Raw genomic sequence first — 17,838 nt, forward strand, 5'->3', positions numbered from 1 at the left:
TGGCTACAGGTTAAAATTGAATTAAGCTGATAATTTATATACCATATTCGGTGTTTTATAGTCTAAAGATAAATGTAATCTTATTTCGTTGTATAGATTAATTGCATTTTTTGCAGCTGTTTTTGCGTGAGCCACGTTATCAAAGGATTGGTCGAGATAAAATTCATCTTTTAAGATGCCGTTTACACGCTCTGCCATAGCGTTCTCGTAACAATGGTTTTCCTCGGTCATACTGATATCTATCTTATTTCTTTTAAGTATTTGCGTGTAAACATTGCTACAATACTGTATGCCTCTATCGGAATGGTGTATAAGTCCAGTAGTGTCTTTAGCTTGATATATAGCTTTGTTCAAAGCTCTCTCGCAACCTTTTAGTTCAAGGCTATCACTAAGATCGTAGCCAACTATTTTACGGCTGTACATATCTGTAATGAGTGCTAGGTAACAAAAACCTTTTACTGTTCTTATATAAGTAATGTCTGATGCCCAAACTTGGTTAGGCCTGGTTACCTCTACATCTTTAATGATGTTTTTGTACTTGTAGAACCTGTGCAATGAATTGGTTGTTCTTGAGCTGTATTTCTTTCTAAGTGTTAGCATATTATGTTTTCTAAGGACATTAAATAGCGTATCTCTACCAACTTTAATGTTGGCTTTTGTAAACTCATCATCTAATGATTTCACAAGCTTACGTACACCTTCTCTAGGAAGGGATCTGCGTCTTTTCTGTACTATTTCAATAATCTGCTGCTCTGTTCTTAAACGTTTATCAGCTCTAGATTTGTATTTATAGTACGCATCACGTTTTAGCCCAAAACAATGGGTTATAGTAGTTAAAGAAGCAAATCCCTTAGATTTTTCTTTTGCTTTGATCAGGGCTTTGTTCTTAACTTTTTTTTTAGTTCGGCCACGGATTTATAGCCAAGATCTTCAGCTGCAACTTCTAGGTAAGAGTCTAGCACCAAGGCATCCAGATCCTTTTTTAAGAGTAGTTTTTTAAGCTGTTCGATTTCTTTTTGCAGTGCTTTGATACGCGTTATTTCGTCTTTGGTTTTCACAGTTATTCTAGTGTTCATAAGGTCTTTGCGGTTGTACTTTTTTATCCATTCATTAATGGTGGTAGGTGCAATTCCATAAGCCTTACCTAATTGATACTTGTTTAATTTTCCAGTTGTAAGTTCGTCTAAAATTTTCAGTTTGAAAGGTTCTGAATACCGTCTGATTACTTTGTCATTTTTGTACATAATGTTTAAAATTATGTAGCCTTTATTCAGGACGGGTCAGCATTACACACAACGGTTTTGTGTATGGTTAGTTGCGTGTTTCAGCAACTAATTTAGTAAACAAAAACGAACGCGAGAAAATTCCGAAGGAATTTTCCAAATAAGCACTTACGAAGCAATTAATTATACACGTTGTTAGCCACAGTATTTACTCACGTTGTTGTTTTTCCATCGTAATATATGTAGTGCAAAGCTCTTATTGCATTCACACAATGATTTCCCCAATGAGTGGTAAATCCGAATTTCAATTGCCAAAGTCCATCTTCGATTGCCTCGTCTGTTCCGATTTGGTCTATTTTATAGAGTTCTTCTTTTAAATCCGTATAAATATCCGCAACATCATCGACTAACCAACCTTGTGTTGGCTCGTTTTCATTTTCGTAAGTTGGGTCAAAAACTTCCCAATAAAAACATTCTTTTCCAAGTGAGGAAATCAGATTTACGTTCTGTTCTTTTAGTTTCTCTCTCGTAAAAGTTTCAAATTCCGATTTTTCGCTTGAGTGAATTAATTCGACCGATTTCAGAGAAATTCCAGCGTTATATATTTCAGTCAGTTTTTTATGGATTTCAGGATAAAATTCTTTTTCCTTTATTTCTTTATTTTCAATCAGTTCAATAAATCCACGAGCAACTTTTAGGAAATCTTGAGTTTCCTTTGATTCAAGTAATGATTGTATTTCTTTAGTCAAGTTTTGCATTCGTGGTCATATTGTGGCTAACGGTCTAGTGTATGATTTCGTTGCGTGTTTAAGCACTAAAGTTAGCAAATAAATCACAGATAGAAAGTCCGCGAGGACTTTCGTAAATAGGCTATAACTAGCAATGAATTATACACATTGTTGTGCGTTCGTTTTTATTCCACTATGTTTATTTTCATTCCGTTAATTATTGCTCCGCTCTGCAATTCCGACTCAGTTTTTAATTCCGATGTAGGATTCCATTCTCTTAAAAGCAATTCGTTTTTCTCGTTCCAGCCAATTATTTTAAATCCTTGAGGAATTAATCCTTTTCCAAGGTCATTTTCCTTTTTTCCATTTTCAATAACTGACCAAAATATTCTTGAATATCCTAATCCGCCTTTGTCAAATTGATATTCGTAATATTTGTATTTTTTATTCGGTGAAATTGAATTAGAAAGGATAATCAAATTCGGCTCGTCCAAAGAGTGTTCAGAGTTAAAAACTTCCACAAGTTCATTCAAATCCGAGTTGATTTTAATTCCAATTCCGATTATTCCAAGTAGGACAAAACCAACAATTATTAAAATCCATTTTTTCATTAAAAATCAAGATTTTTTACTTTTTAGATTGCACAATAATTTCCAAATTCCAATTGAAATTATAAAAGCAATTAGAAAATCAATAAATAAATATCCATAATAAGTTTCAGTTGGATTTTCTGGGCATTCAAAACACATTCCGCTCCATTTAATATGGAATGTGAAAGGAAAACCATAAGTGTCATTTCCGTCAAATGGTGTTTCAATTTTCATAGTCACTAATGTTATGACTACGAATATGATAATTGTTAGAATTAATATTTGAATGACGGTTTTCATAAATGACGCACAACGGTTCGGCTATGAACAGTTGCGTGGGTTAGCTCTGACTTTTGCAAATACATGACAAGCTGAAAATTGCGAAGGAATTTTCAGTATAAGCCTGTAATAGCAATTGTTTATAGCCATTGTTGTGGTGTCGTTTTTTCTACGCTGATATTGGTCTTACGTTTATCTGTCCGCCAATTGCTTTCAGCACTTTCATTATGGTTCCAAACTGTGGTTTTGCACCATCCGATAATGCTTTGTAGAGGCTTGGTCTGCTCATTCCAGTTTGTTCCGCTATTTTGGTCATTCCGATTGCCTTTGCAATGTGACCGATTGCCACAATCAAATCAGAACTGTCTCCGTCTTCAAGAACCGTATTCAAGTATTCGGCAATCATTTCTTCGCTGTCCAAATAATCCGCTATGTCAAATTTTGTTGTCGCCATTTTATTCGTCTTTTATTCTATTCCAGATTTCTTTCGCTTTTTTGATGTCCTTTTGTTGGGTCGATTTATCTCCACCAATCAAAAGAACAACAATTTGGTTTCCTTTTTCTTTGAAATATACTCTGTAACCTTTGGCGTAATTAATTCGCATTTCGCTTATTCCATCTCCAACAGGTTTACAGTCTCCAAAATGTCCATCCGATTCGAGTTTCTGAATTCGGAAGAGGATTTTTGCTTTCGCTCTTAAATCTTTCAGCTTACTAATCCACTTGTCAAATTCGGATGTCTTTTCGGTTCTTATCATTTAAAGTGTATCCATTTAGATACAAAAATAATCAATTTTTTGGATTATAAAAAGGAAATTTGCGTTTGTAAAAAGGTGGTCTTAAATGCACCACAACGGTTTAGTATAACCGTCAGTTACGGGTTAGTATGCGTTAATTTTCAGTTTGGCACAGACGTTAGCAATTCCGAGTGGATTCGGACGTAGTCGAATCCGCCGTAATTGCGGTTATACATTGTTGTAGTGCGTTTTTATTTTTTCTATTACGTTGTCAGTCAATATAGTCAATTCAATTTTTTCCGATTTCCAACTGCGGTCAATTTGTTTTCCGACGTTAGTTGAGAAAATATCCCAGTTCAAATTCATACTCTGTCCAAGTAAAGTAATTGTTTTTCGCAAGTCGTGATTATTTTTTTCCAATTCGGTCATTATCCATTTCCCAATTCCGTAAGCTGATTTAAGGTCTTCTGAAAAACTCAGATAGTATTTGGGAATGTCATTTTCATAAATCACGTCTTCGTTAAATTCCAATTCCAAAAAAGGAAAGAAGCGTTCATTTTCTTTTCCCTCAATTAGATATGATTCCGTTTCGAGAGTTATTTTTTCGGTTCGGTTTTTTAGATATTCAGATGTTTTTCCATTCCAACCGCATTTTATGCAATTCCCATTATCGAATATGTGTTCGCAATTCGGATATCCATATAATTCGTGAGCACAATTCGGACATAATTCAGCCATTTCCGAATTATTTCTAAAATAGTCAGATTCACATTCGACACAAACTGCTTTTTCTTGATTCATCGGTTTTTTCAAATGCACTACAACGGTTTTGTATATGGATCGTAGCGTGTAAATTAGCGATAACTTTTCGGTTAAGCACAAGCCATATTTTTGATTTTTATGTTTTAAATTCTTGTAAATATAACAAATTAAAAATATGGCGAATTCGCAAAAAACCTTAACTTCGATTAAGCAACTAACTAGCTATGAGCTATATACGTTGTTGTGGTGTCGTTTTTTCACGCTGACATTGGTTTCACGTTAATTTGTCCGCCGATAGCTTTCAACACTTTCATTATTGTTCCGAATTGCGGTTTCGCTCCTTCAGATAATGCCTTGTAAAGACTCGGTCTGCTCATTCCAGTTTTTTCCGCAATTTTAGTCATTCCAATTGCCTTTGCGATATGTCCGATTGCCACAATCAAATCAGAACTTTCGCCATCTTCAAGAACTGTATTCAGATATTCAGCAATCATTTCTTCGCTGTCCAAATAGTCTGCTATATCAAATTTAGTTGTTTCCATATCAATCCTCTTTTATTCTGTTCCAGATTTTTTTCGCTTTCTCGATGTCCTTTTGTTGGGTAGATTTATCTCCACCAATTAAAAGAATTACGATTTTATCATCTTTTCTTTAAAATAAACTCTGTAGCCTTTTGCGTAATTAATTCGCATTTCGCTAATTCCATCTCCAACAGGCTTACAATCTCCAAAATGCTCGTCAGTTTCAAGTTTCTGAATTCGGAAAAGTATTTTAGATTTCGCACGTATATCTTTCAGCTTTCTAATCCACTTATCAAATTCAGGTGTCTTTTTAGTGATAATCATTTATTGTATCCAATTAGATACAAAATTAAACATTTTTTTTGGATTTCTGAAATGGTTTGTCCTTAAAGCGAAAAGTTGGTCTAAAATGCACCACAACGGTTTTGTATATAGCTCGTAGCGTGTAAATTAGCGGTTATTTTTCGGTTAAGAACGAGCCGAATTTTTTAATTTTCTTATTATCTTTTTTTATCAATAAGCCAAATCAAAAAATTTGGCGGACTTGCAAATATGCCATAACTTAGATTAAGCAACTAACAAGCTATGAGCTATATACGTTGTTGTATGCAGTACTTGTTACGCAATGTCTTTTTCGTTTGTGTTGATAATTATTGTACTTTTTAATTTGCCAGATTTACTTATCTTAATACCTGTTATACCATATCCATAACATGAACCTGTATCGATATTCCAAGAGTTTGATGATTCATTAAATTTTGGTTCGTTTTTCATAAGCGGTGTATGTCCGTGTATTTGAAGTTTACCAATATTTTTTAATTCTTTTCTATTCCATAGAACTCCATGCATATTGTTTTCGTTATATGGATTGTTTGATTCGGAAATTCCAGCGTGCGTTACCAAAATATTGTTTGTTTCAAATTTCAATGGTAAATTCATAAACCAACTTGATGTTTCCTCAATGTCAATTTTTTGTTTTTTGAACTCATTAATTGTTTTTTGACCACATTGCTCTATCCAATTTTTATTTTCTCCATTTATAACATATTCGACAAATTCTAATTCGTGATTACCCTTTATGATTATGCAATTATTATAGTTTTGTTCTATTTCACGACATTTTTTAACTACGAGTGTACTAAAATTTCCTCGGTCAATTAGGTCTCCAACAAATATTAAATACTCTTTTTCCGAGTTCCATTTTTTTAAAATTTCTACTAAGGTGTAGTAGCAACCATGAACATCTCCGATAATAAAATAGTCCATTAATTCGTTTTTCAATTCAGAATCGTTATTGGCAAAAGATTTATCCTTAAAAATCACTAATCCAAATGTAGTTACAAATATTTGCTTCAACCATTTCCTTCGATTTAAACCCATAACTTAAAGTTTTGAACTGAGTTGATGTATTGCATACAACGGTCTTGTGTATGGCTCGTTGCGGGAAATCAGCTATGATTTTCCGCCGTAATCGAAAGATAGCAAATTGCAATGAATTCCGATTAGGAATTCAGCCGCAATGAGCTATACACCTTGTTGTACTGCGTTTTTTAATTTCCATATTTCATTCGTTTCCACTATCTCAAATTGTATAATTCCATATGATTTACTCCAATAAAGTTTATCAATTGGATAAATTCCTTTGTAAAACATTTTCGAAAACTTGTCTTTTGGTCTTTCAAATCTTTTACTTCTTTCTAAAACTACAACGTCATCGTATTCAATTCCGTTTACATTGAGTTTTGTGGTATTCAGTTCATTTATTTCTTCAAGGTTCGTTCCGTGAACATAATTCTTTCCGTTAATTCTAATGTTCCATCTGATGTTTGTGTCAAAAGAGAAATTTTCTGTGTCGAGATAAATCAATTCATCGCAGCTTTTACAGTCCGAATTATTTGTGTGTACTCTTAATAATTCCGTGTTTTTCGCCCAAAACATATCTCCCAAATTCGGTGGGCGTTTTACTAAAGTTAATTCAGTAATTTTAATAGTATCAATATCCGATTTGTTTGACTCAAAAATCAATTCGTCATTTTTCTCATATGGAATAATTGCCTTTTCTTTTTCAGTCAGACTTTTTGTTCGAAACATATTAGTCAAAACATAGCCTACAAATAGAATCAGCATTAAAGCAATTATATGTTTTGTTTTGAATTTGGATTTCATTTCGTCACTCAAATGCAGTACAACGGTTCGTATAACCGTCAGTTACGGCTAAATTTACGTTAAATTTCGGTTAGCACGGACGGCAGCAATTACGTAGTGGATTCGGACGTAGTCGAATCCGCCGTAATTGCGGTTATACATTGTTGTACACCGTTTTTTATTCAGTTGGGATTTTATATTTTCCATCTATTAATTCCCAATTATTTTTCTTTCGGTCAAACACAAATCTCATATCAGGTACGTAGCCATTTGTTCCGCCACAATCTAATGCAAAATCCGCTTTTTTAAATTTCAGTCCATTATTGAAATGAATTTTCCGCTTTCCAGTAACATTTACAATTCCAAAATTCACGTCAACTGTGTCAATTCCGATTATTTTGTGAGTCAGACGTAAAATCCGAATTGTCTTTTTCTGTTTAATAGATAAGTCAATTAGCTCTTCATTGGTCAAAAACTTATATCGGTCAGATACATTCAGCTTGGAAATCCGTTGTCCAATTTCGTTTAGCTCGATATATTTCCATCCGCTTGAGAGTAAAAGGTCAAATCTGTTGTTTAGGGCTTTGACATAAATACTATCCAATTCGGTTTTTTCAATCGAATTCAGTTCGTTTTCTTGTCCAAAAGACAAAAATCCGATTAGGGTCAATATTATTGTGAATGCTGTTTTCAAATGGTGTACAACGGTTTTGTGTATGATTTCGTTGCGTGTTTAAGCACTAAAGTTAGCAAATAAACCACAGATAGAAAGTCCGAGAGGACTTTCGTAAGTAGGCTATAACTAGCAATGAATTATACACATTGTTACCTGCTGGCTTTATTTAATTCAGTTTATTTTATAAATCATTTCATAATCGTGTGCCGTCACGAACATTGGATAATTACTCCATTTTTTTTCACTTTCTTTTGCTTTTTTATAAGTTTCCCGAAAAAGCTCTTGTAAACGTAAAATGATTAATAATTCCGAAACTTCATATGCTTGCTCAATTTCGGGAATGTCGAATTTTTGATTTCTATAAACGTCCTCGTAAACTTTTTGAAGGTTTTCAAATCCAATAATTGTCAAATCCTTATTCGTATGATGCTCAAAGTCCGCTAACCATTCATAATCCTCATTTCCGATTTCACTAAAAGAAAATAGGTCTATAAACCATCTATCATAATTTATAGTAAATCCGTTCATTTCGCAGTAAAAGGCTTTTAGCTTTTTTGAAAAACTAAAAGTGTATTTCAGTTTTACACTTGAATAGAATTTGGAAATAAATTCACTTAATTCCGATTCCAAATGCAGAAGATTCATTCCAATTAATTGATGAAATTCCGTTTCAGGAATCTTGCTCAATTCCGATTCCGCAATTTTTATCGCAGAATCTAAATCATTCCGCTTTACATATTCATTAAGTTTATCTTCTAAATCAAAGTTCATTAGTTTTTTGATTCTTTTACTTGTTTTTCCAAGTCCGCAATTCCATTAAACTTTCTAAAATTCAAATCCTTTCCAATTGATTTTAATTCAGATGTCAATTCTAAAATTAAGTCCAAAGGCTCGATTTCGTGCCCAAAAAGATTTTGGTCAAATTGAGTTCCAATTAACAGTCCATCATTAGCCATTCCAACACACCAATTTTCCATAAATTCAGCTAATGGAATTTCAGTTACGTTATATTTTTTCCATTCGTCTTTCGCACAAGATTTAGCTCGAACCTTTTCCGCCCAAAAGCATATCATTCCGATTGGGTTTCCATCATCATCCTCAAATTGGGTCGAACTTGATGTTGCAAATCCATTTTTACTTTTCAGTCCGTATACTATTCCGTTTTCAGAAACTGTCTTTATAAATTTCTGATGTCGGTTTTTCAATGTGATTGAATCTTGGAACATAGTTTTTTTTCAGCTTGCAGGTAACGGTTTTGTGTATGGCTCGTTGCGGAAAATCAGCTATGATTTTCCGCCGTGACCGAAAGATAGCAAATTGCAATGAATTCCGATTAGGAATTCAGCCGCAATGAGCTATACACGTTGTTGTGCAACGTATTTTTTTTAAAAGTCTATTTCATCTAATTCTTCAGTTTCGTTTTTATCAATCGATACTTCCAATTCCAGCTTACGTAAAACTATTTCGTCCTCAATTAATTCCGCTAAAAAGCTCCAACCTTTAGAATCTGGGACAAAAAATGGTTCAGGTAAATTATATTCCGATTTTGATTTGTCATAGTAAATAATAGTTTCGAATCCATCGATATTAATTCTTTCAGCACGAAATTCAGTTGACTTTGATTTTAATCCATTTAATGAAATGAGAGTTTTGTAATTTTTGTCATTTAATCTTTCCGATTTAATATGCAAAAAGATATCTCCAGAATATGTGTAATTTTTCAGAGAGTCTTTTTCGATTATGTGTTTCGCTATTCTTTCAGCAATTCTTTTTTCAGTTCCGTCCGAATTCATTTTTCCGCAACCAAAAATTCCGAAAATAAATACTATTGTGAGGACTTTTATTTTATTCAATTCAAATGTTTTAGAGCTGTTTGGGATATGTTGCACAACGGTTTTGTATATGGTTTGTTGCGTGGTTAAACAACTAAGTTAACAAATTAAAACCGAATAGAAAATCCGCGAGGATTTTCGTAAGTAGGCAAGAACCAAGCAATAAATTATATACAGTGTTGTAGCTAGTATTTTATTCCGTTATTATTTAGTATTTCCGCTGTTTCATTTTTAGTCAAAACTCTAATTGTCTTTCCAGAATGACCATATAAATCAGAAGTGTTTTTCGGTCTGTTATATTCTTTCAATTCGTAATTGAATTTTTTAGTCCTAAAGTTATAGTTAATAGAAACTATTGTTTTTAAAGAATCGACCATTACGACATAGTTGTCATTTTCCATTTCAATTCCTTTATTCCATTTGTCAAAAGAAGCATATTTAGCATAGAATCTTGGAACATTTTCACTTTCATTTTTCCAACTTTGATAAACGTACGTGTTTTCACCTTTCTTTATCAAAGTAGAATCAATAGGTACAAGTCCGATTTTTATTCGTTCGTCGTTGAATGATGTTCCATAAAAAGTAGGATGATATTCTTTAAACAACTCAAACCCGAAGTATAAAATCAAGATAAGGCTTAATATTTTCCAAGAGTGTTTTTTCATATTAGCTACAACGTGATTGTGTATGATTAGTTGCGTGGTTTAAGCACTAAAGTTAGTAAATAAATCACAGATAGAAAGTCCGCGAGGACTTTCGTAAGTAGGCTATAACTAGCAATGAATTATACACTTTGTTGGCAGTAGTTTTTATCTTTCCCAACCGTTTATTATTCTTTCTTTTTCGGTCAATTTTATTTCATCTCCTTCACTTGAACGAAACCAAATTTCAAATCTTACTTTGTATTTATGGCTCCAGTCTCCTTCATAAACGGTTAATTCGGATTCATAAGGAAATATTGTTTTTCCGTCTTTGGACCAACCAATTTCCCTTGTAGTTCTTGGTGTCATTCTATCAGCAGATAAACGTTCATTTGTTTTGGAATTGAAAACCTTGACATATACAATACCTTTTGTGTTTGTGGATAATCCTGCCTTTACAACATAAATACCTGGTTGCATTCCATCTTCAATTTCAAAATAATTAGAATTTAATTGAATTGGATAAAATTTCTTTATTGGTGAAACTCCGTTTCTCTCAATTTCATTAAGGTTATTAAGAACCATTGATAATTCAGTATTTACTTCTTGAATAGTTTGGTTAGTGAAATTGCGCTCCAACTTTTTAGATTGTTCATATATTTCAATGTTAATAGAATTTCCTTGTAAAATGAGGTAAGAACTATTTCCTGGTGTTCCAGAATGTTCCGACTCTATTATAGTTTTAATGCTATTATCTTTTGTGCCGGCGTAAGTGATATGAGTTGTATCTCTTCCTTGTCCAAAGTAATTCCCAAAGGATATTATAACTCTAGTTTGATAAATGTCAGAATCTCCATAAAAATCAGAATAGTATCCATTGAGGGTCGTTTCGTAAATTCCGTTTCGTTCTTCTTTTCTAATAGCATACGTAACTTCATATGGTGTTCTGAACTTCTTTTCTTTCCTAATTTCCCATCTAGGATTTCCTGAAATATAGCGTTTCAGAATTTCTATGTTGGTTTCATTAAATTGGTCTAAAGTGAGTGAATTATTGATTTGAATTTCGGATTCGACAGGACGACTTAATTCACCTCCATAAGTTCTATATTTTGTAGACGATTTGTCTTTGTCTTGTTTTTGTCCATTACACGAAGTAATGAGAGCGAAGGTTATTAATATTATGAGGGTATTTATTTTCATTCTGTAATTACTGCCAACGTGTTTGTATATGATTTGTTGCGTGGTTTAAGCACCTAATTTAGTAAATAATTACCGACCAAGAAAGTCCGTGAGGACTTTCGTAAGTAGGCGAGAAGCCAGCAATAAATTATATACGGTGTTGTGCGTAGGCTTTTATCATTTCGTCCATTTTCTCTTTTGGATATTTCCAGTTCAACATTTTATTAGGTGAACTATTCAGTTTATTGTTTAAATCTCTAAATGGCATATTATCATAAGTTCCATAGTCTTTTTTCCAATCGTCCATTTGAAATAAACAGTTATTCAAAGAGCCACTCGTACTTCCGTCATTATTTGTTTCGCACAAATTAATTTCGCCAATTATTTTATCGACCAATGTGTAATCTGTTTTAATTCCATCATTATTCAACTGAAAATACAGAGTTTTCTTAAAAATAGTGGATATATTTTTCAAATCAGATTTTTTTACATTTGGTATAATCACAAGATATTTCGTTAACTTATTTATGATTAACCAGCATTTTTTATTACTCACATAAAATAGAGTAGCAGTCCAATTACCTAAAAATTCATTTTCTATACTTACCTCACTAGAAATGAATTCATTAGTTGTTTTTTCAAGTTTTCTAGTTGTAAAAATGTTTGTCTTAATCATTAAATTTTCTCTAAGATAGGTTTTTGCATTATAGACAAAAGTCTAGCGTTTTTTTCGTTTAGTGAATTTATTAATTTTTACTTTAAAATCTAAAAAAATCGTTTCAATTTAAATTCCAGCGTAACGTTCCGCAAGAGTAAATAATTCGTGTGTAACGTTATTCAGTTTCTGATTAGTTATTTGTTTATAAATGTCGAAAGGATTAAATTTTAGCTTGATTTTTGTTGGTCTGTCAGCTTACGCACAACGAGTTTGTGTAAGCGTCAGTAACGGGAAAATGAGTAAATATTTTTCCACTGACGCAACTAAGTTAGTTAAAACTGCTGAATTTCCGATAGGGAATTCAGTAGTTATTGCGTTTACACGTTGTTAGCTAATGCAACGAAAGATTAGAGTTAGAAGTTCGAGTAAAAAATCCGATTATAAAATTTTTCAATTTTCAGAATAATTTTTTGGATAATGGTTGCTTAAAACTCAAAAAAAAATCGCGAAAAAAAACCAGGCTTTTTTTCGCAGTAGTTAAATTCAGAGTTTGAGTAAGTAGAAATTCCGCTTTATTAAATTCCGCTTGAGTGAGAATCCGAGTTCGAGTGGTAAAATTCAGAGTTTGAGTAAGTAGAAATTCCGCTTTATTAAATTCAGAGTTGAGTGAGAAAAACTGCAAATATTCAATGTTTAGGTTTTCCGTTATTTATGGAAATGGAATTTCCGAGTTGTTTTAGCTAACGGTCTAGTATATGAAAAGTAGCGCTGAAAATAAGCAGTTACTTTTCGGATTATGCACAAGCCGAATTTTTAATTTTACTATTTATCTTTTTATTTGGAAATCGTCAAATTTAAAAATTTGGCGACTTTCCAAAAATGCCCAAGACTTAGTTTTAGCAATGACTTGCGCTATTTTTTATATACAATGTTACCACACGTTTTTTTTACATCTGTAGGTTCAGATTTAGTTTCGCTCCTAATGCGTTAAAAATCCGCATAACAGTTTCGAAAGTCACATTTCCCGTACTATTTTCAAGTCTTGATATTTGCGCTTTTTTAACTCCAACTAATTCCCCTAATTGTTCTTGGGTTAGTTTCCTTTTTTTTCGGGCAGTTTTTATCATATCTCCAATCAATTCAAGTTTTAACTCAAATTCATATTCATCTCTTTCTTCAGTTCCCTTTTTTCCAATTAAAAGGTCTTCTGCTTGGTCTAAAGTGTAACTTTTCATTTCTTTTTGTTTTTAAAATATTCTTTCCTAATTCTGTCGGCTTTATTAATTTCTTTCTTATCTACTTTACTTGTTTTCTTTATAATTCCGTGAGTAGCAAAAACTAATGTTTCGCTTTTATCTTCTTTGTCCCAAAAAGCTAAAAGTCGATATTGATTTCCTGAGTATAGGGTTCTGAATTCCCATATTTCGTCAGTCAGTTTTTTAAAGAACTTTGGGTCAGATTGCTGTTCGGCACGTCTTATATTCTGAAATATTTTCTTTCGAGCTTTGAGATTTTGTTTTTCAATAAATTCAAATGCCTCTGAAAGTAATTTTGTTTCAAATCTTTTAATCATTTTTGCCTACAAACATTTAAAAAGCAAATATACAAAAAGTTTCGTTATATGTAAACAAAATGCGGATTTTAAATGTGTGGTAACGGTCGTGGCTATGAGTAGTTGCGTGGGTTAGCACTTAACTTTGCAAATACGCACCACACTGAAAATCCGCAAGGATTTTCAGAAGTAGGCGAGAACAAGCAATTACTTATAGCCATTGTTAGCCACTGTTTTTATTTCATTTTTTATTATCGAATCAACTTCTTTGTCAGTCAATCTCAAATCTCCGTTTGAGTAAAATCTAATTTTAAAATCGTCCATTTTCCAAGGTTGCATTCTTTGGGATTTCCAGTTGTTTGGGCTTTCCAATTCAATCCGTTGATAATTGTCAGCGATTGAGTTTATAATTCCAACATTGTCTTTAAATTCCATTTTCTTGTTGAACGGGAAAGAATAATTTAATTTCGAATTTTTTAAAGTCCCGTTATTTTCAAGCACAACGAAATAGTCAGTTTTTTTATCTCTCAAGTCAATAATTATTTCACGCTTTGTGAACGAAAAGATTGTGATACCAACAATCAAAAGGGTTAGTTCAATTCCGTTCAGTTTTTTTATATTTACTCTGTTTGCAAATATTCTGTCCAGAATTACAATTAGCCCTACGATTAAAACTCCGAATATGATAATTGCTCCGCCCAAACTTCCGCCACCATTTAAAGTCAGTCCATTGATTCCAATCGGAAGTCCAATGAATATCAGAATTATTCCCAAAATCGAGAATATTGTTGGATTCTTAAATATTTTTCCGATTGTGCTTTTCATAAATTGTGGCTAACGGTCTCGGCTATGAGTAGTTGCGTGGTTTAGCGATTAACTTTGCAAATACACACCAAACTGAAAATCCGCAAGGATTTTCAGAAGTAGGCGAGAACAAGCAATTACTTATAGCCATTGTTGTATGCCGTTTTTTTATTTTTTATCCATTTTTCGCAATTCGACTTTGCTATTTCTTTTTCTAAATACGGTTGATTCTTCTCAACTGTCTCGATACAAAAATCTATAATTCCAGCTTCATTATTTAGTCCGATTAATTTATCCGATTTTTTCAATTTAAAAACTTCGAGTAGGAAATATGCAGTCCAAAGGTTTATCCAATATTGTCCTTCTTGCAGATACTGGTAAAAGTCCGAAAGTTTATTTCGATTCTTATGGTTTAAAGCAATCCTTTCAAGCTTGTTTTGTAATTCGGGTTTATTTTCTAAATATTCAAAAGGCTCAATATTCGACTTCCATAATTCTTTACAGGTAACAATGTAAGATTCAGGATTTGATTTCAACTCTTGGTAAACTTTTTCCAGTTTTTCCCAATAATCTTTACACATCCATTTTAGTGTCAAATACGAGCTTCCAATTCCGATTTTCTTTACTGCATTCCTTTTTGCAAGCGATTCCGTTATACTATCAACTAACCATTTCTCATCAAAACCTGCCCATTCTCCAGCAACGCTCATTAAGTTCGGCTGTAAGACTGGAAAAACCTCATATTTATTAATTTCTTTGACTTTTTCAAAAGAATAAGGACTTTCAATGATTTTAAACGCAATATGTCTGAAATCTGATTCTTGAAGTTCTGTGTCAAGATAAAAATCAGATAATGCAATCCAAATTGGTTTCCTTTCTTCTATGTTCAAAGTTTCGTTCATTCAAATGGCATACAACGGTCTAGTGTATGATTTCGTTGCGTGTTTAAGTACTAAAGTTAGCAAATAATCACAGATAGAAAATTCCAGCGGAATTTTCGTAAGTAAGCTCTAACTAGCAATGAATTATACACATTGTTAGCAATAGTTATTTTTATTCGATGTACCTGAATGTTTTATAAACTTTTCCAATCATTCCTTTATTTGTAAAATCGGCAAATGTTTTTATTTCAGACTGTTCATTCGCTATCATAGAAATCATAACTGCATTTAGCTCTTCATTTTCTTTTGGTAATGGTATTACAAACATTATTTTATAGACTCCATTATAACCTTGTTCAATAAAGTCAGAATAGTCTACTTTTCCCTCGAACAAATAATTCATTTCTCCATTAAACTCTTTTTTTCCAACAGTTAGAATTTCCATTTCAGGAAACTGTTTTTTTAAGTTATCTGCTACATTTTCAATTAATGTCAATGTAAGATTCTTATTTTTCAAAGTAATGGTAGAGTTTCCAATCGAAAGTTCTTCTACAACTATATTTTCGATTGTCTTTTTCATTACAATATGGTTTTCCTTATCATTTGGTGTTTCCACATCATAACCATTCGGATATTCAATAGCAAATCGAGTTATTGGCAATTCCTTTGACTCACAAATCTTTTCGTCAGCTACATAAAGGTTTTCGAATGTTTTAGATTCGACCTTTGGCATTTTACCTAAATCAACGTTTTTAGAATTATTCGTGTTTATAGTAAATTCGCAACTACTCAAAAGAAGCGATAAGGTTAAAATAAGTGTAATTCTGTTTCTCATAATTATTGCTAACGGTCTCGTATAACCGTCAGTTACGGGTTAAATTAGCGATTATTTTCGGTTTAGCACAGATGTTAGCAATTCCGAGTGGATTCGGACGTAGTCGAATCCGCCGTAATTGCGGTTATACATTGTTGGCAAGTCGTTTTTTACCATATTACTTCGCACACTAAATAATTCCAAATCAGTATTCTTACTTTTACACTTCCGATTGTTGGTGTTACAGAATATTGATAAATTCCGTCTTGAACTATATTCCAATTGTCAATTGGAATTCCGTCTTGAGTTAGATACATATTTTGCATTGCTCGACTTCCAATTTCTGGTGCTTTTTGTAATTCCGTTACTGCAAAGAATGAATTTAATTCATCCTCTGATAATGTGTCGATAGGAACAAAAGCTATGTGTTCAGGTTTTTCCCATTGTCGGTCGCTATTCTCAAATTTTACGTGTCCATAAGCTAATTTTAATATCACATTTTCAATTCTTTCAGGTTCGATTTTAAAATGTGATTTTCCATTTTCATTTACAAAAGCATCGTCTAATCTAGCTTTTAGTTTTGTTTTCCGTTTTAGAGTTTTTACGATACTTTCTCGAGAAAGCTTGTCCAAATCTGTTGTGCCAGAAATCAGGCATTCAATCAAACACGCAAAGTATTCTTCGTCTAGTGAAAATCCATTGTTGCAATCCAAACAACTGGGTACGACTGGAAGATTTTCAGGATATGGTTTTTCGAGAAGAATTTTTGATGGAACGTGGTCTCTCGTGTCTGGATATTTTCCACAATATGCACATTGAGTGTCCAATCTACTATCACTAAATGTTTTTATTTGTCTCAATTCTAATTGAATTTCGGATTTCCTTAAATGCTTGCCAACGGTAAAGTGTATGATTTCGTTGCGTGTTTAAGCACTAAAGTTAGCAAATAATCACAGATAGAAAATTCCAGCGGAATTTTCGTAAGTAAGCCTTTACTAGCAATGAATTATACACATTGTTATGTGCTGTATTTTTTGTGTTCTCTTGTTTCCGTATTTTTCTTCTTTCCGTTTTTTATAGATTTAATTTCCAAGATATTCCCATCTTCATCAAGTTTGTATTCAGTTGTCAGATAGTAATATTTTTTAGGAAACATTTCAAAAATCAATAGTCGTTGTTTTATAAGTCTATTCTGCTCATTGTAAAAACTTTCCGTTTGAATTAAAGGTTTTTTTAAATCCAATCTCCATACTTCTGTTAGATTTCCCTCTTTATCGTATTTGTATTTAAACTTCTTACTATCACTTTTTCTTTTATTTGGTTCTAAAATATCGCTCGAATCAAATTTCTGATTGTAAGAAGTGACTAAACTATCGTTCTTATCGTATTCAGTCAATATTCTGGTTTGGTCATTTGGGTATTCAAATGTCAGTCGTTCTGCAATATTTCCATTTCCGTCAAACTTTTTCAATTCAATTAGAAGTCCGTTTCTGTCATAAAGTTCAATTTTCTTTAGGTGTTTTTTCCCTTTCGGATATTCAATATAAAAGGATGTTTCCTTAATCTTATTCGATTTTCGCAATTGAATTTCTTTCTTAAATATATTTTGAGAAAATCCTACACTCGAAATTAAGAACAGGATTAAAAAGATAGTATTTTTCATCGTTTTGGTGATATTGCACATAACGGTTTTGGCTATGGTTTCGTTACGGAATGGTACGCGAGTATCATTCCGCCGTAACCATAAATTTAGCAAAAAGGCTTGAAATTCCGATTAGGAATTTCAGCCGTAATGAACTATAGCCGTTGTTGTGCT

At 32.6% G+C, this 17,838-nt stretch carries 25 protein-coding genes; all 25 read right to left on the bottom strand.

The genetic code is table 11. The annotated features are described in order from the left end of the window. Positions 1-21: 21 nt before the first annotated feature. Positions 22-915 carry an IS3 family transposase gene (locus tag BWZ20_RS00165; RefSeq protein WP_157358271.1) on the bottom strand — a complete coding sequence of 298 codons (894 nt, stop codon included), beginning with the start codon at positions 913-915 and terminating at the stop codon, positions 22-24. Further along, the gene (locus BWZ20_RS00170) at positions 873-1,244 is read right to left on the bottom strand and encodes a transposase (protein ID WP_042249904.1); all 372 of its coding nucleotides are present in this window, start codon (positions 1,242-1,244) and stop codon (positions 873-875) included. Before BWZ20_RS00170 ends, BWZ20_RS00165 begins: the two co-directional genes overlap by 43 nt. A gap of 191 nt (positions 1,245-1,435) precedes the next feature. Beyond that, on the bottom strand, positions 1,436-1,981 hold the full coding sequence (locus BWZ20_RS00175; protein ID WP_076614724.1) for a DUF5063 domain-containing protein: 546 nt from the start codon (positions 1,979-1,981) through the stop codon (positions 1,436-1,438). 155 nt (positions 1,982-2,136) lie between these two features. Next, complete coding sequence (locus tag BWZ20_RS00180; protein WP_076614725.1) at positions 2,137-2,562, bottom strand: hypothetical protein; 426 nt, start codon at positions 2,560-2,562, stop codon at positions 2,137-2,139. Between the two features lie 427 nt (positions 2,563-2,989). Further along, the gene (locus tag BWZ20_RS00190) at positions 2,990-3,274 is read right to left on the bottom strand and encodes an addiction module antidote protein (protein ID WP_054560626.1); all 285 of its coding nucleotides are present in this window, start codon (positions 3,272-3,274) and stop codon (positions 2,990-2,992) included. 1 nt (position 3,275) lies between these two features. Continuing rightward, complete coding sequence (locus BWZ20_RS00195) at positions 3,276-3,578, bottom strand: type II toxin-antitoxin system RelE/ParE family toxin (RefSeq protein WP_054560627.1); 303 nt, start codon at positions 3,576-3,578, stop codon at positions 3,276-3,278. A 207-nt stretch (positions 3,579-3,785) separates the two neighbouring features. Next, the gene (locus BWZ20_RS15200) at positions 3,786-4,370 is read right to left on the bottom strand and encodes a hypothetical protein (RefSeq protein ID WP_157358274.1); all 585 of its coding nucleotides are present in this window, start codon (positions 4,368-4,370) and stop codon (positions 3,786-3,788) included. Positions 4,371-4,576: 206 nt separating this feature from the next. Continuing rightward, a complete protein-coding gene (locus BWZ20_RS00205; RefSeq protein WP_042247321.1) occupies positions 4,577-4,861 on the bottom strand; it encodes an addiction module antidote protein in 285 nt (94 codons plus the stop codon). 87 nt (positions 4,862-4,948) lie between these two features. Next, on the bottom strand, positions 4,949-5,164 hold the full coding sequence (locus tag BWZ20_RS00210; protein ID WP_232217124.1) for a type II toxin-antitoxin system RelE/ParE family toxin: 216 nt from the start codon (positions 5,162-5,164) through the stop codon (positions 4,949-4,951). A gap of 294 nt (positions 5,165-5,458) precedes the next feature. Then, positions 5,459-6,220, bottom strand: a complete 762-nt coding sequence (locus BWZ20_RS00215) for a metallophosphoesterase family protein (protein WP_083677120.1) — start codon at positions 6,218-6,220, stop codon at positions 5,459-5,461. Positions 6,221-6,364: 144 nt separating this feature from the next. Beyond that, positions 6,365-6,931, bottom strand: a complete 567-nt coding sequence (locus BWZ20_RS00220; RefSeq protein WP_198034957.1) for a hypothetical protein — start codon at positions 6,929-6,931, stop codon at positions 6,365-6,367. A gap of 232 nt (positions 6,932-7,163) precedes the next feature. After that, complete coding sequence (locus BWZ20_RS00225) at positions 7,164-7,679, bottom strand: hypothetical protein (protein WP_076614736.1); 516 nt, start codon at positions 7,677-7,679, stop codon at positions 7,164-7,166. A 153-nt stretch (positions 7,680-7,832) separates the two neighbouring features. Further along, the gene (locus BWZ20_RS00230; RefSeq protein WP_076614738.1) at positions 7,833-8,432 is read right to left on the bottom strand and encodes a hypothetical protein; all 600 of its coding nucleotides are present in this window, start codon (positions 8,430-8,432) and stop codon (positions 7,833-7,835) included. Then, positions 8,432-8,887, bottom strand: a complete 456-nt coding sequence (locus tag BWZ20_RS00235) for a DUF2750 domain-containing protein (protein WP_076614740.1) — start codon at positions 8,885-8,887, stop codon at positions 8,432-8,434. The genes BWZ20_RS00230 and BWZ20_RS00235 overlap by 1 nt, the downstream gene beginning before the upstream one ends. 159 nt (positions 8,888-9,046) lie before the next feature. Beyond that, positions 9,047-9,514 (bottom strand): hypothetical protein, encoded by a 468-nt coding sequence (locus tag BWZ20_RS00240; RefSeq protein ID WP_157358276.1) that lies wholly within the window; start codon positions 9,512-9,514, stop codon positions 9,047-9,049. 164 nt (positions 9,515-9,678) lie between these two features. Further along, entirely contained in the window at positions 9,679-10,158 is a 480-nt protein-coding gene (locus BWZ20_RS00245; RefSeq protein ID WP_076614746.1) for a hypothetical protein, read from the bottom strand. Positions 10,159-10,302: 144 nt separating this feature from the next. Further along, positions 10,303-11,334, bottom strand: a complete 1,032-nt coding sequence (locus BWZ20_RS00250) for a hypothetical protein (RefSeq protein WP_083677121.1) — start codon at positions 11,332-11,334, stop codon at positions 10,303-10,305. Positions 11,335-11,461: 127 nt separating this feature from the next. Further along, the gene (locus tag BWZ20_RS00255) at positions 11,462-11,989 is read right to left on the bottom strand and encodes a DUF6933 domain-containing protein (protein ID WP_076614748.1); all 528 of its coding nucleotides are present in this window, start codon (positions 11,987-11,989) and stop codon (positions 11,462-11,464) included. Positions 11,990-12,918: 929 nt separating this feature from the next. Continuing rightward, complete coding sequence (locus BWZ20_RS00265; protein ID WP_076614752.1) at positions 12,919-13,206, bottom strand: helix-turn-helix domain-containing protein; 288 nt, start codon at positions 13,204-13,206, stop codon at positions 12,919-12,921. Next, on the bottom strand, positions 13,203-13,544 hold the full coding sequence (locus BWZ20_RS00270; protein WP_076614754.1) for a type II toxin-antitoxin system RelE/ParE family toxin: 342 nt from the start codon (positions 13,542-13,544) through the stop codon (positions 13,203-13,205). Before BWZ20_RS00270 ends, BWZ20_RS00265 begins: the two co-directional genes overlap by 4 nt. Before the next feature lie 186 nt (positions 13,545-13,730). Then, positions 13,731-14,348 (bottom strand): hypothetical protein, encoded by a 618-nt coding sequence (locus BWZ20_RS15205; protein WP_157358277.1) that lies wholly within the window; start codon positions 14,346-14,348, stop codon positions 13,731-13,733. Positions 14,349-14,464: 116 nt separating this feature from the next. After that, complete coding sequence (locus BWZ20_RS00275) at positions 14,465-15,217, bottom strand: hypothetical protein (protein WP_157358278.1); 753 nt, start codon at positions 15,215-15,217, stop codon at positions 14,465-14,467. 163 nt (positions 15,218-15,380) lie between these two features. Next, positions 15,381-16,043 (bottom strand): hypothetical protein, encoded by a 663-nt coding sequence (locus BWZ20_RS00280; RefSeq protein ID WP_076614701.1) that lies wholly within the window; start codon positions 16,041-16,043, stop codon positions 15,381-15,383. A gap of 149 nt (positions 16,044-16,192) precedes the next feature. Further along, entirely contained in the window at positions 16,193-16,882 is a 690-nt protein-coding gene (locus tag BWZ20_RS00285) for a hypothetical protein (RefSeq protein ID WP_076614758.1), read from the bottom strand. Between the two features lie 158 nt (positions 16,883-17,040). Next, positions 17,041-17,685, bottom strand: coding sequence for a hypothetical protein (locus BWZ20_RS00290; RefSeq protein WP_076614761.1), 645 nt, complete (start codon positions 17,683-17,685; stop codon positions 17,041-17,043). Between the last annotated feature and the right edge of the window lie 153 nt (positions 17,686-17,838).

The sequence above is a fragment of the Winogradskyella sp. J14-2 genome, assembly GCF_001971725.1.
Taxonomy (GTDB): Bacteria; Bacteroidota; Bacteroidia; order Flavobacteriales; family Flavobacteriaceae; genus Winogradskyella.